This window comes from Robbsia andropogonis (assembly GCF_034047095.1).
Lineage (GTDB): Bacteria > Pseudomonadota > Gammaproteobacteria > Burkholderiales > Burkholderiaceae > Robbsia > Robbsia andropogonis.
Genome location: NZ_CP139170.1, coordinates 2,719,743 through 2,732,909, shown reverse-complemented (window position 1 = coordinate 2,732,909; position 13,167 = coordinate 2,719,743). Strand labels below are relative to the sequence as shown.

Here is a 13,167-nt window from a genome sequence, read left to right as displayed (position 1 = left end):
CGTGACCGGCCCGCCCGCGTGGTGCGCCTGGCGCAATCAGCGGCTGATGGCGGCCAGTTCGTTTTCCGGGACTTCGCCATCTAGCGCGCCCGGGTTGCTTTGGCGGCTCAGCAATTCCCGATAGAGGCCAGGACGGGCGCGCAGCTCGCCAGGCGAACCATCATCGATGACCTTGCCCTGATTCATGACGACGATCCGGTCAAAGCCCTGCAAGGTCGACAAGCGGTGTGCGATGGCCACCACTGTACGGCCACGCATCAGGCGATCGAGCGCCTGCTGAATCGCGACTTCCGACTCGCTGTCCAGCGCCGACGTTGCCTCGTCCAACAGCAGGATCGGCGCGTTTTTCAAGATGGCGCGTGCAATGGCGATGCGTTGCCGCTGACCGCCGGACAACTTGACACCGCGATCTCCAACGATCGTGTCGAAGCCTTCGGGCATGGCTTCGATGAATTCGGTGCAGCGGGCTTCGCGCGCGGCCGCGTGCACTTCCTCCGGGGTGGCCTCCGGCCGACCGTACTGGATGTTCTCGTACACGGTGCGGTGGAACAACGAGATGTCCTGCGGCACCAGCGCGATGGCATGGCGCAGGCTCTCCTGGGTCACTCCTGCGATACTCTGACCGTCCACCCGGACTTCACCGCTTTGCGGATCATAGAAACGTTGCAGCAAGGCCAGCACCGTTGATTTGCCCGCGCCGGACCGGCCGATCAGGCCGACCCGTTGGCCCGGCTCGATCGTCAGATTGAAATGTTCCAGGATAGGATCGCGACGAGGATAGGCAAACGACGTATTGACGAAGTCGATGCGGCCGCCTTTTTCCACCAATTGCTTGGCATCGTCGGTATCCGGCATCCCGTGCGGCTGCAGCAGCGTCTCCACGGCTTCCGCCAAGCGTGCAACGTGTTGTGTGACGTCGACCAGCGCCACCGCCAGATCGCGTGTGCCGTGCAAGATCGTGAACCCGAGCGAACTGACCAGCACGATGTCGCCCGACGTGGCCTGGCCTTTCTGCCACAGGATCAAGGCCCAGCCCAGGAGACCGGCCGACAGCAGGGCGGTCACGACCGCGTGCAGCAGCCGCAGCTTTTCGAGGTAGATCAAGCTGGCCGTACGGGCCGTCATTTCGTCACCGACCGTCGTGGCGAATCGGTTCTGTTCGCGGAATGTCGCGCCAAAGGCGCGGACCAGACCCATATTGCCAATGACATCGACCAGTTCGCCATCGACGGAGGCGGCGCGGCTGGCAAACGCATGGTGACGCTTGGTACCACGCCCGGCAAGCTTGTAGAGCACGATCGACAGAACGGCTGACGAACCGAGCAGGCCGGCGGCCATCAGCGGGTTCACGGCGATGATCATGACGATCGCGCCCACCACCGCGATGCATGGCGGCAACACATTCCAGGAGAACGTGTTCTCGGCAATATAGCTGGCGTTGGACGTGGCAGTGATGCGGCTCGCAAGCATGCCGGGCTGCTTCTCGGCGAAGAAGCTGGGCGAATGACCGCTCAGGTAACGGAACAGGTCGCGCCGCAGGTCGCCGGTAACCTGGACAAAAGTGTGGCCGGCAATCCAGCCTCCCACACGCCAGGACAGGTTATCCGCGGCAATCAGGGCGACCAGAATGCCAAAGGCACCCCAGACGGCCGTATTGTGGGCACGGCCTTGCCCGAGCACGTCGATCAGGTGTTTGATCGCATACTGCGATGCCAGCGCGCAGCCGACGGCGACGAACACGCTGACGAGGACCACCAGGTGAGACACCGGGCGGCGTTTGATATAGCTGAACAAGAACGCCAATGGGCGCTTGGCATAGCTCGCCATGGCCGCAAAGTACGCATTGCGTTCGGCCGGCGAAAGTTGCTCGAAAGCGGTATCGGTCGGACCGTTATAAGAATTCGACATATTTCTGGACCAGGTACGGATCGAGGCGGATCAAAAGTGCAGTTCGAACGGAAAGTTACGTCCGGCGCTTGCGCCAACGGACCGCGGAGCGGGCAGGGGAGCAAAGATATGAAACCCGCTGCAAAAATCGTCTACCGCTCTAAAACAGTCTGCCATCGATCGTTGTCGGCTGCCGAGGGTGCGCTTCGTTTTCCCGAAAAGGGCGAACGGCGCATGCCCCCCGGCAGGCGGACAAGTCACTGTACGCGAGCGTCGTGTACGCGTGATTGTCTTAGTGTTTCATTAATGTAACAACGTAAATAGTTTGAAATTTGCCAAAGACACTACCGAGGTGGACAGGGATAATCCGCCGTGCACACCTGTCAATACCGTTTAATGTGCCGTGCGTCGCTGCCTATGGCACACTTCGGTGAAGCAGGAACCGCATACCAGTCTCGCATTTCCCACGGCGCCTGTTTTATTGGACCAGGACCCATGTCGAGCGTGGTTGTATTGTTGGTTTTTAGCGTATCCCGATATATTCCGAAAGGGGAATTGCAATGCGTATCGCCCAGATCGCCCCGTTGCACGAGGCCGTCCCGCCGAAGCTCTACGGCGGCACGGAACGGGTCGTATCTTATCTCACTGAGGCATTGGTGGAGCTTGGCCATGATGTGACGCTGTTCGCCAGTGGCGACTCCGTGACCACGGCGAAGCTTGATGCAGTCTGGCCGCAGGCGTTGCGCCTCGATCCGACAATTCGGGATACGGTAGCACCGCACATGCTGCTGGTAGAGCACGTCCGCCAACGGGCGGAAGAATTCGATGTGCTGCATTTCCATATCGATTACTACCCATTCGCGTTGATGAGCCGTCAGTCGGTGCCCCATATGACGACAATGCACGGCCGGCTGGATTTGCCGGAACTGCAACCGATCTTTCGGGCGTTCCCGGGCGAGTTTGTCAATTCAATCTCCGATCACCAGCGCCAGCCGCTGCCGCAGGCCAACTGGCTGACGACCGTGTTGCATGGTCTGCCGGAGAAATTACTGATGCCGCGCAAGGACATCAAGCCAAGCTACCTGGCGTTTTTGGGACGGATCTCACCGGAAAAGGGCCTGGACCGGGCGATCCGGATCGCCGCGCGTGCCGGCATGCCGTTGAAAATTGCGGCAAAGCTCGATAACGCCGATCGTGCCTACTACGAGCGCGACATCAAGCCGTTGTTGTCGCAGGCACATGTCGAATTCATTGGTGAAATCGGTGAATCGCAGAAAGCCGAGTTCCTCAGTGGCGCGCATGCACTGGTGTTCCCGATCGATTGGCCGGAACCGTTTGGCCTCGTGATGATCGAAGCCATGTCCTGCGGTACCCCGGTGATCGCGTACAACCGCGGTTCGGTGCCGGAAGTGATCGAGAACGGTAAGTCAGGCTTTATCGTCGAGGATGAGATTGGCGCCGTGGCAGCGATCAATCGCTTGCACTTGCTGCCGCGTGACGGCGTGCGGCGCTGTTTCGAGCAGCGCTTCACGTCTAGGCGGATGGCCATGGAATACGTGGCGGCCTACGAGCAATTGATCGAGTTGCAACGGCAGCAGCGCCCCTCGTTGCGTGAAGTCGGCGGCGCCAAGTAAGCCCTTCGTGGGGCGTGATACCCCTGGATGAAGCAGGGCCGTTGTGTGAAAATACAACGGCCCTGTTTGCATTCCGGTCGTCCTCGGGATCGATACGTCTGCAGTGATCTCCGTGGCGCGATCGGTCTCCGTCGGGCGGGGCTTTCCGGAGAAGGTGGCGATTCCGTCAAGATTGCGCGGCGCAGTGTTGGCTGATCCCTATAATGCACCACAAGGTTCCCGCGATCGATCGGAGAAGGAGCAGTGCTGAGCTCGCAGCAAGAAATAGAAGACGCCGCGCCCGGAAGCGGTGCAATGGTTGCGTTACGCGCGATCGGATTGTTGTTTGCCGCACGCTGGCTGCAGGCCATGTCGGAGACCGGTTTCGCGGACGTGTTGCACGATATCGGTTCGTCGCCGGTCGCGTTGTTGCATCTGTTGTATATCTTCCTGTTGATTGCCTTGCCAGGGGCGCGTCCGGGTCCCGCCCATCCATATCAACCTTTACCGGCCTGGTTGCGGCAAATCCTCCGGGCGCTGTCGTTGTCATGTCTGGCGCTGGCATTGGCGTCGATTATCGTTTTCACCTTGAAGACCGGCTTGGCCGCGTTGGTGGAGGCGGTGAAGACATCGAATGGCTGGCTGGTGATGGCGCCGGTGCTGTATATCCTTGCCAGCTGGTTATGCCGACGTCGCGCGTTATGGCGCACGCGGGCGACGGCGAACCGATTCGCGATAGGCTCGATCGGTATCGCGCTGGATCCCGATGCACGGACGGTGATCGTCTGGGACCAGAATCGGCAGATTGGGCAATATCTGGCAAGTGAACTCGGCCTGCATCAGAAGCGTGCTGGTTTGTTCACTCGGATCGAGCTGATCTGGTCATCGCTGGCGGCGGCTGGACACAATCGCAAGCGCGTGTTCAGGATTCGCACGTGCAGCGCCCGCGACCGTGCATCGGCGTTGGCGCTGGACACCGCTCTCAAGCGACTTTAATCGCGCGACGCGTCCCGGTACACCAGCAGGCGTTCACCGGTGTCGCCTTGTCGTGCGCCATCCCAATAGAGAATCCATTTTTTGTGCCGCGTATCGATGTTCATGTCGGTCGGTGGCGTGTGCGTCCCATGTTGGACGATGACCCAGCGGCAGGCGTTATCGGCGAGTGCCTGCACGCTGCCGGCAGGGTGGGGAGTGCGTCCCGTGAAATATTGCAGCATCGGCGCTTCCGATTCTCCTAGCTTGATTGAGGAGACGCAGTCGCCGGCATGCCAATCATGCTGCCATCGCACGGCTAACGTCTGATAGACCGGCCCATAACCCTTTGCGCGATCGAGCCAGGGCAGTAGCAACGTATTGACAAGACCCCACACCAGGGTCAGGCCGGCACACCAGGACATGACGCCGCGCCAGGCACCAGTGCAGCGGACATGGCGCAGCAACAGCAGCCAGCACACGGTCAACATTATCGCTGCGGCGATGATGCCCGGCGGAATCGCCAATGGAAAATCCAGCGGTAGCCATCGGCCAAGCCATTCGGTGGCATCGACACTTCGGCGGGCCAGGTAGGCGAGCGACGCGTGGCTGCCGATGTGGGTGGGGGCCGCGGTCTGCGCGGGCCCGATCAACCCCATCGCGCTGCCAACGCTCCGCGCTGCCCAGACAAACCATATCAGGATGGCAAAAGCGCCGAAGAGCACGCGGCTCATCCAGTCCCATCCGACCGTCGCGAATTGCGTGGCCACGCGCGCGGCGGCGACGGTGCGATTGGATCGGGGGTGCCAATTGGCTAGGCGATACAGCGCATCGGCCGCCAGCAGCGCCGCCGGCACCGTGAACGGCAGCAAATACAACTGCCGTACCGTGGCCGACTGCCCTAGCATCACGAGACCGACGCCACAAAACAGCGTTGCCACGCCCAATGCCGGTTCGCGCAGTCGCTTCCAGCCGCCGAGCAGGAGGCCGGCGAAGGCTAATGGACCCACCGGAAAGCAAACGCCGAACATTGCTTTCCAAACCAGGCCGGGCTCATTGTGGGAGCCCAGTTGCGCGACGGAGAAGCCGAGGAAGCGGCCAATGTTGTTATCCCAGAACCAGACCATGAACAATGCGGGCGAGGCACGATACAGCAACGTGGGCCAGATCAGGATGAATGGCGCGCTGGACAGTAGTGCGATGCCGATTGCCGTCCAGTAGCGCCGTGTCCTGCAACCGCGATAGCACAGCGGCAGCGTGAGTGTCGTTAGGAGGAAAATGCCTGGAACGAATACACCTTTCGATAGAAAGGCGATTCCCACGCCGATACCGAACAGCACGGCTTCGCGGTGCCGTGCGCTGTGTGCGGTACTGCCCGCGCACGCCGCGACGATACGGCAAAGCGCGGCGAAGCCGATCGCGGTGCCGGCGATGAGCGCCACATCGGAAAACAGATCGTGCAGATGTTTGACCACCAAGAACGTGCCTGCAAGCAGGGCGATCGTCGCGGGAACGGTGAAGCGCCGTGTGGCGAGCGCGTATGGGCCAGGCAATGCGGGGGATGCTTTCGCGGGAAACGACACGCAGGCCGCGGCGCGCACCGTGAACACCAGCGTCAGCGCGGCGTAGAAGAGCGTTGCAAAACGTGCGGCGTTGTAGAGCGCTAACGGCGGGTGCATGAGCCACGCAAAGAACGCCGCGGTCCACATGAACAGGGGCGGCTTCTCCATGAATGGCTGGCCGGCGTTCGTCGGAATCAGCCATTCATGCGTGTTCAGAAAGTGGGTGATGATGCCAAACGTATAGGTCTCGTCTTGCTTCCACGGTTCATGCCCCACGATGCCCGGCAGCAAGTAAGCAACCAGCCATGTCGCGCACGCCGCCATAAACCACGCGTACCGCGCGTCGAGGGAATGGAGGCCGGCATTACCCGGCCACCACAACGCCGTGCCGGCGCGTATCGCCAATTTCTGTGCCGACGGGATATCTTCCACATCGCCGCGGCTGCGGCCACCCAGCCAGCGAGGGAACTTTGGCATAACAATAAATGTAGAATTACTGATTACTTTCGATGCGGTAAGGTAGCGCCCTCGGACCACGTTTCATCCTGCCAAACATCGCAGGGGATACTAGCTTACCAGTGCTTCGGGTCGGGATGGGAATCAGCGAGTAAATTTCAGATAGACAGACTTGTTTGGTCGGGGCGATGCCGCTTCAGCCGGCCATTCGTAAGGTGATATTTATGCGTTGACGGCCCCATTCCCGGTGATGAGCGTCCTTGACGGGAAGGATGCCATGAAAGCGGAGTCGATCCACGCCACCCCAGACCACCACGTCGCCGTGCATCAATGGTATGCGCTGCGTCGGGTCCCCCCGTTTCATTCCACCGAACTGGAACACGGCCGGAATGCCGAGCGACACCGAGACAATTGGCCGGCGCATGTTGCGTTCGTCCTTGTCTTGATGCAAGGACATCTTGGTGCCCGGACGGTACTGGTTGATGAGGCAGGCATCGGCAAGAAAATCCGCGAAACCCGCCGCATGCGCGGCATCGTGTCCGAGCGTACGGATCACGTCGGGCATGGACGGCCACGGTTGCCCCGTTTGTGGATCTACTGACGTGTAACGATAGCCGCGCCGGTCCGTGACCCATCCCAATGTGCCGCAATTGGTGAGCGCGACCGACATCGTATAACCCCCGGGTGTCGCCATGCGGCGCAGGGGCGCGCTTTCGATGATCGACGTGACGGCATGCAGCAGTTGGTCGACGACGGGTAACGCAAAGCCACGCAACAAGATCGTTTGCTCACCCACTCGCACCCGTTCGAGGAGCGGAATGGCGGTGCCGTCGTCGGTGAAGAGGTCACGGGTATGCATTCGGATATTCTACGCTGTATGGACGACGTATTTCGCATGCGCCTCGCAGTGGAATCGGTATGGCCGATTGATTCCACGCAAGCGCCGGATGCCATGCGCGATATGCTTACGTGGCCGTCGATGGCGTTCCGGACACGTCTCGCCTTCGGAGCATGTATGTCGTCGTACAGATAATCAGGATTGCCATCAAGATCGCTTCAGCAGTCAGTGTCGCGATAATGGCATGCAGGTATTGCCCGTTGCTCGCGTGCAGCGCTTGCGCGAAAACACCTCCCAGCAGCGTTGCGCCTAATGCGAAGGCTGCCTGTTGCAGCGTGCTGAGCATGGCGCTGCCGCCGCCGGCAAGATGCGTCGGGACATCGGAAAGGCCGATTCGGAAAAAGTTGCTGACGATAAATGCCTGGCCGAAGCCGATCAGGATGCTGGCCGGTATCAACTGTAATAGCGTCGGATGTGGCCAAGTATGGGCGAGGGTGTAAATCAGAACGAGCAATCCCAGGATCTGGATGATCGATCCGCCCAACAGGGTTGGCAACTTTCCGAAGCGTTCCACCATCCTCGAGGTCCATAACGCGGAGATGAAATAGGCTGTTCCCAAAGCGATAAACGCATTCCCCGACTGCAAGGCGGTCATGCCCACCCCTACTTGCAGGAATAAGGCCATCGCAAACATGAACCCGGCCCAGCACGAGAAGAACAGGATACCTAGCAGCAAGGCAAAGCGAACGCTGCTCAAGCGCATCAGTGATGGTGGTAACAGGGGAGCCGGAAACGGTGACACGTTGCCCCGTGCATGGGTGTGCAGCACAGCGGCGGGATGCGTTTTGGCAAGATCGGCGACATGCTGCGCACGTCGTTCCTGGCGCATTTCGACGCGCCATAATGCCCAGCCCAGGACGGGGACCAGCAGCAATGGCACGATGCTTTCCCACGGCCAATGATGCACCGGGCCGATCGAAAGCGGTACGAGCAGGCACAGGATGACCAAGGACAACAAGCTCGTGCCCGGCCAGTCGATCCGTGAGGCTTGCGGCGCGAGGGTTTCCGGCAGTGCCCGGCGCATATTCCACAGTACGGCCACGCAGATCGGCAGGTTGATCAGAAACACGTTGCGCCAGCCGAGCCCGGCAATGTCCATTGTCACCAGCAGGCCGCCCAGGACCTGGCCGATCACGAATGCCAGACCGCCGACGCTGCCATACAGTGCCAATGCTCGAGAATGTTCCCGGCCTTTCAGCGTGACGTGAATGATCGCGAGAATCTGCGGCACGATCAGCGCGGCGCCTACGCCTTGCAACACCCGTGCCGCCAGCATCAGCGTTACGGAGCTGGACAAGCCGCACAGCAGCGAGGCTATTCCGAAAAGCGCCACCTCCCAGCCGAATATGCGACGCCGCCCGAGCCGATCTCCCAGCCGGCTACCCATGGCAAGACAGACGGCAAACGCCACGCCGTAGACGGCGACCACCAGCTCGAGTTGCGCTTGATTCGCGCCCAGTGCGCGGGCGATAGGATCGAGCGCTACGTTGACGATCGAGAAATCGATCAGCGGCAGCAATTGACCGGCCAGGAGGATATACAGGCCGGAGCGGCCAAGCCGCGGGGTATCGTTTTGCATGAGGGAAGTCGTACAGCGAGAAGGCCACTTTTGCGGCAAGGTGGCGGTCGTTTCGGTTGTATTTAAAAGAACGCCATTAATCGGGATGCAGGCGTTGCGCGTTGCAGGCGCATGATATGCCCATTAGGGAAACTGCGTAGGCGACCGTGGCAAAAGGCGTGACCGCAGTACGGGTAAAGGCAGCCGTGTTCGCGTTACGCGGCGGGAATCATCGCGGCGCAGCGCGCCATTTCCCGGGTGACCCAGTCGGCGAAACGCCGGCATTTCGGGTCGTCGTCGAGTGCATAAGTCGATAGAAGGCAATACGCGGAACCGTCCCGTACAAACCCGTGCGGGGCGATGAGATGCTTGCTCGCCAGTTCGTCCTGCACCATGAAAAACGACGACATCGCAACGCCCAGGCCTGCCACCGCCGCCTGGATACACAGGTAGAAATGCTCGTAATCAATGCGTGCATTGCTCCCCAGGGTCATACCGCTGGCGATCGACCAATGCTTCCAGGCGTTCGGTCGCGATTTCGTATGCAGCAACAGCAAGCGTGCCTCCGGCGCGGCAAAGGTCTCGCGGCTTGCCACCGGTCCGACCCATTCATCGCAAATCGTCAGCGCGTGCACGCTGGTGTCCCAGGTGAAGTCGTTTCGTCGCAGTGCGAGATCGACGCCCGTTTTCTGAAAATCGATCGGACCGCCGGCGGCCGATAGATGCAGCTGAATGTCCGGGTGCGCGTGCTGAAACGACGGCAGTCGCGGAATCAGCCATTTCATCGCGATGGTCGGCTCGCACGATAGCACCAGTGTGTTCTCGTGCGCCTGCTGCCGCAGCCGATGCACGGTGCCTTCCAACTGGTCAAAAATAGACGTGGTGGTGGCTTGCAACGCGCGTCCCGCCGCCGTCAAGAACACCGCGCGATTACGTCGCTCGAACAGCGCCACCCCTAGTGCTTCTTCCAACTGCCTGACTTGCCGGCTCACGGCGCCATGCGTGACATGCAACGTTTCCGCGGCTTTTACGAAACTTTCCGTCTGTGCGGCTACGTCGAATACTTTGAATGTGCCTAACGGTGGAAGCCGCATGGTGTGGTCCTTAATCAACCGTTCGTTTGAAATAAGTATGAGAAATACTATCAGATGACTCACACTATAAATCGCTTTTTTGAATCGTCAAAGGCCCTAATAATCTCCTGGCGCTGCAACGTTCCATTAAACGTTCCGGCAAAACGATACCTACATAATCCAGGGGGCGTAATGATGGAGCAACTGTTTGAACACCGGCCGCGTTCGATACCAGAGCCTCATGCGCAAGTCTCGCTAAATCGCGAGGCGGCCAGTTTGTGCGAATTTATTGCACAGAAAGATTTTTGCTTCCTGCCTGCCGGCAAGACGCGCCGTCTGCTCGGCACGGTTGCCGACGTGGGAGCTGGCGAGTGGCAGCAATTCGCCGAGAGTTGGAATCGTCTCGAGCTCGATACGTTCATGGGCGACGGTGGCCGTTATCGCTATCGTCGCCATGCGGTCTACAGTGCGTTGCCAGGCGGGCGCCGGGCCTATCTGGAAGCCCAGCAGCCTCATTACCAAAGCCTGAACTACAACCATTTGAACGGTGGTATTCCACGCTATTTCGCGCCGCTGGAGCCGGAGATCAGCGGTAGCGATGCGATGAACGCGGTGCTCGCGTTCTGCTGCGAGATTTTTGGCCGCCTGGCGCCGTACTATGCATGGCACATCGAAGTCCACCAGTTCCGCATCAACGCGACGTCAGGGGAAGGTTTGCCCACGCCCGAGGGCATGCATCGCGATGGCGTGAACTTCGTTTTCATGATGTTGATGGATCGGCAGAACGTTTCAAACGGTGAATCGAAAATCGCCGATCGCCATGGCGAGCGGCTTGCCGCATACACGATGGTGTCGCCATTCGACGCGGCGATCCTCAATGACGAGAGGGTGGTGCATGGTGTCACGCCGATCGAACGTATCAAGGCGGATGTGCCCGCGTACCGCGACATGCTCGTAGTCACGTTTTGCAAGAAATAACGCATCGATGGCACGGCCGCATAAGGCGCAGTAAGCCCAAACGACCCGGCGGCAAATCCGTCGCTCCGACGATTTAAAGCGTCCAGAACGACCCGGTAAAGGGTCGAACCAATGCGGAGACAGGCATGAATGAATTGTTCGCAGTAGCGTTGATCACTGTGTTGGCGGTGATCAGTCCGGGACCAGATTTCGCGATGGTGACGCGCAATAGCTATGCGTTTGGCCGCCGCGCGGGCTTGGTCTCCGCATTGGGCATCGCCATTGGCGTTCAGGTGCACGTGATGTACACCGTCTTCGGTGTGGCCGTCATCATCGCCCACTCGCCAATGATGTTTACTGCGATGAAATTTGTCGGTGCCGGGTATTTGATCTACATCGGCTATAAATCACTGACGAATACAAAGAAACTTTCGTTGGACTTGGAGCAGGGAGGGGGCATCTCGATGTTCGCCGCTTTCCGTACCGGCTTTCTGACCAATGCGTTGAATCCGAAGACGATGCTGTTCGTCGTCAGCTCGTACACCCAGGTGGTGAAGCCAGGCAGCCCGTTGTTCGTCGACTTCGGCTATGGACTGTTCATGTCGTTCGCTCACTGGGCGTGGTTCAGTCTCGTCGCGGTGTTCTTTTCGTCCGAAGTATTGCGTCGCACGATGCTCGACAAGCAACGTGCGGTGGACCGGGTGATTGGCACGGCGCTGATGGGCTTGGGGGTGTCACTGGCGCTGTCTGGCGTCGCGCATTGACGGAGATCATGGATGGACAAGATTGCCTGTATCGATCTGGAGGGCGTGCTGATGCCCGAGTTGTGGCCTTTTCTGGCGCAGCAGACCGGCAACGACGCCTTCTTGGAAACGACCCGGGAGACTCCGGACTATGAATGGCTGATGCGCAAACGAATCGACGCATTGCGCAAGCAGGGGCTGCGCTTGAGTGATGTGCAGGCGATTTTCTCTTCGCTCTCGCCGCTTGAAGGGGCTGAGGCTTTTCTGGATACGCTCCGGGCGCGGGATTACGAGATACAAATCGTCTCGGATTGCTTTGTCGAATTGGCGACACCGATTCTTGACCAATTGGGAAGTCCGCCGGCGCAGTGTCACCGGTTGGAGGTCGACGCGGCGGGCTTCGTCACCCGCTGTGCTTTTGCGCCGCGTCGCGGCAAGGAAGATGTCGTCCGGAAATATTTGAATGAGGGTGCGACCGTGCTCGCCGTTGGCGATGCGTTCAACGATCTTGCCATGCTGTCTCTGGCCACTCACGGTTTCCTGGTCCGTCCTTCCGAGTTGACACGTCTCGCGGCGCCGCATCTGCGCACGGTCGAACGACTGGATGAAATCACCGAAGCGCTGTGTGGCGAGGAGTTGATGCACTTCTGTGGTCCACCGCATGCGGTCCGTAATGCCGCGGTAGCGGGCTCCGGCTTGCATGTGGGTTGAACCGATGTGGCATGACGCACAGTCACAGGCCATGCAGCATCGAGCAGTACCTGTTTTTTCAGCACGTTTTACGGCAACGACTTCTCGTTGATCCGGAATGTTTTACTTTTTATTCTGAAGGGGTATGCGATGAGCCATGCGATGAAGATGTTGGATCTGTCCCAGGCAAAGGTAGCCGTCCTCTCCGGTGGCATCGAGTCAGCGATGTTGCGCGCGGACGGTGCGGCGTTCTTTGTAGAACTGGAGACGCGTAATGCGGGAGCGGCTGTACTGGTGACATCGAATCGCCGGCGGCCGCGCGCGTTTCGTAACCCGATGAAGGCGCTGGAAGTCATCATGCGTCTGGGTTTGGAGGTAGGGCAGTTTTCGCTGGGCGGCTGGAAGCCGGAGCAGGCCGAGACGGAGCGACGTAGTCGTCCGGATCGCGCGATGGCTTTACGTCAAACATATGCCAACGCCGCAACCTACGACCGGTGGTTGCGCGAACAGCAACTGGATGACGCGATGAACGAGCCGATCGCTGGCGAACGCGGACATGCGGGTGATCGTTCGGACGTGATGGTGGCCCAGCCGCGCATGGCATCGATGCGTAATGGTTGATGCGCCAGACTGATCGGTCGGTCTATTTTTGAGATGGTACGGAACCGTATGCGAGTGTTGACGGAGCTTTCCGAGACCTTGCGTGCCGTTTCAGTGATGTGCCAGTGTTCTTCTTTTGTGCATCAAAAAGCGTTAAA

General features: G+C 59.7%; 11 protein-coding genes. 6 read left to right on the top strand and 5 right to left on the bottom strand.

Annotated features, from left to right (window positions below):
* Positions 1-36: 36 nt before the first annotated feature.
* Positions 37-1,908, bottom strand: a complete 1,872-nt coding sequence (locus SJQ66_RS25390; RefSeq protein WP_024901473.1) for an ABC transporter ATP-binding protein — start codon at positions 1,906-1,908, stop codon at positions 37-39.
* Positions 1,909-2,447: 539 nt separating this feature from the next.
* Here SJQ66_RS25390 and SJQ66_RS25385 point away from each other — a divergent pair.
* Together SJQ66_RS25385 and SJQ66_RS25380 are read left to right on the top strand one after the other, a co-directional pair.
* A complete protein-coding gene (locus tag SJQ66_RS25385) occupies positions 2,448-3,521 on the top strand; it encodes a glycosyltransferase family 4 protein (protein WP_024901472.1) in 1,074 nt (357 codons plus the stop codon).
* Positions 3,522-3,764: 243 nt separating this feature from the next.
* The gene (locus tag SJQ66_RS25380) at positions 3,765-4,496 is read left to right on the top strand and encodes a hypothetical protein (protein ID WP_024901471.1); all 732 of its coding nucleotides are present in this window, start codon (positions 3,765-3,767) and stop codon (positions 4,494-4,496) included.
* On the opposite strand, the gene SJQ66_RS25375 is transcribed toward SJQ66_RS25380, so the two are convergent.
* The 4 genes from SJQ66_RS25375 to SJQ66_RS25360 form a co-directional block, all read right to left on the bottom strand.
* Positions 4,493-6,511 (bottom strand): ArnT family glycosyltransferase, encoded by a 2,019-nt coding sequence (locus tag SJQ66_RS25375; protein WP_051504101.1) that lies wholly within the window; start codon positions 6,509-6,511, stop codon positions 4,493-4,495. The genes SJQ66_RS25380 and SJQ66_RS25375 overlap by 4 nt on opposite strands.
* A 175-nt stretch (positions 6,512-6,686) precedes the next feature.
* Positions 6,687-7,349 carry a DNA oxidative demethylase AlkB gene (alkB, locus tag SJQ66_RS25370; RefSeq protein ID WP_320534697.1) on the bottom strand — a complete coding sequence of 221 codons (663 nt, stop codon included), beginning with the start codon at positions 7,347-7,349 and terminating at the stop codon, positions 6,687-6,689.
* 106 nt (positions 7,350-7,455) lie between these two features.
* Positions 7,456-8,967: an MFS transporter gene (locus SJQ66_RS25365; protein WP_320534696.1), complete on the bottom strand. Its 1,512-nt coding sequence runs from the start codon at positions 8,965-8,967 to the stop codon at positions 7,456-7,458.
* A gap of 194 nt (positions 8,968-9,161) precedes the next feature.
* Positions 9,162-10,040, bottom strand: a complete 879-nt coding sequence (locus tag SJQ66_RS25360) for a LysR substrate-binding domain-containing protein (protein WP_024901467.1) — start codon at positions 10,038-10,040, stop codon at positions 9,162-9,164.
* Positions 10,041-10,211: 171 nt separating this feature from the next.
* Between SJQ66_RS25360 and SJQ66_RS25355 the strand changes: the two genes are divergently transcribed.
* The 4 genes from SJQ66_RS25355 to SJQ66_RS25340 all read left to right on the top strand — a co-directional run bounded on the left by SJQ66_RS25355 (position 10,212) and on the right by SJQ66_RS25340 (position 13,030).
* Positions 10,212-10,997 carry a 2OG-Fe dioxygenase family protein gene (locus tag SJQ66_RS25355; protein ID WP_201779128.1) on the top strand — a complete coding sequence of 262 codons (786 nt, stop codon included), beginning with the start codon at positions 10,212-10,214 and terminating at the stop codon, positions 10,995-10,997.
* A 125-nt stretch (positions 10,998-11,122) separates the two neighbouring features.
* Entirely contained in the window at positions 11,123-11,740 is a 618-nt protein-coding gene (locus tag SJQ66_RS25350; RefSeq protein WP_024901465.1) for a LysE family translocator, read from the top strand.
* Between the two features lie 12 nt (positions 11,741-11,752).
* A complete protein-coding gene (gene thrH / locus SJQ66_RS25345) occupies positions 11,753-12,430 on the top strand; it encodes a bifunctional phosphoserine phosphatase/homoserine phosphotransferase ThrH (RefSeq protein ID WP_024901464.1) in 678 nt (225 codons plus the stop codon).
* A 141-nt stretch (positions 12,431-12,571) separates the two neighbouring features.
* Positions 12,572-13,030, top strand: a complete 459-nt coding sequence (locus tag SJQ66_RS25340; protein WP_024901463.1) for a hypothetical protein — start codon at positions 12,572-12,574, stop codon at positions 13,028-13,030.
* Positions 13,031-13,167: the final 137 nt, after the last annotated feature.

What these genes read in the sequence shown, in the direction of transcription:
- SJQ66_RS25385 (WP_024901472.1), top strand. Translation starts at nt 2,448, where the DNA reads ATGCGTATCGCCCAGATCGCCCCGTTGCACGAGGCCGTCCCGCCGAAG.
- SJQ66_RS25375 (WP_051504101.1), bottom strand. Translation starts at nt 6,511, where the DNA reads ATGCCAAAGTTCCCTCGCTGGCTGGGTGGCCGCAGCCGCGGCGATGTG.
- SJQ66_RS25390 (WP_024901473.1), bottom strand. Translation starts at nt 1,908, where the DNA reads ATGTCGAATTCTTATAACGGTCCGACCGATACCGCTTTCGAGCAACTT.
- SJQ66_RS25355 (WP_201779128.1), top strand. Translation starts at nt 10,212, where the DNA reads ATGATGGAGCAACTGTTTGAACACCGGCCGCGTTCGATACCAGAGCCT.
- SJQ66_RS25360 (WP_024901467.1), bottom strand. Translation starts at nt 10,040, where the DNA reads ATGCGGCTTCCACCGTTAGGCACATTCAAAGTATTCGACGTAGCCGCA.
- SJQ66_RS25365 (WP_320534696.1), bottom strand. Translation starts at nt 8,967, where the DNA reads ATGCAAAACGATACCCCGCGGCTTGGCCGCTCCGGCCTGTATATCCTC.
- SJQ66_RS25340 (WP_024901463.1), top strand. Translation starts at nt 12,572, where the DNA reads ATGAAGATGTTGGATCTGTCCCAGGCAAAGGTAGCCGTCCTCTCCGGT.
- SJQ66_RS25350 (WP_024901465.1), top strand. Translation starts at nt 11,123, where the DNA reads ATGAATGAATTGTTCGCAGTAGCGTTGATCACTGTGTTGGCGGTGATC.
- thrH (WP_024901464.1), top strand. Translation starts at nt 11,753, where the DNA reads ATGGACAAGATTGCCTGTATCGATCTGGAGGGCGTGCTGATGCCCGAG.
- alkB (WP_320534697.1), bottom strand. Translation starts at nt 7,349, where the DNA reads ATGCATACCCGTGACCTCTTCACCGACGACGGCACCGCCATTCCGCTC.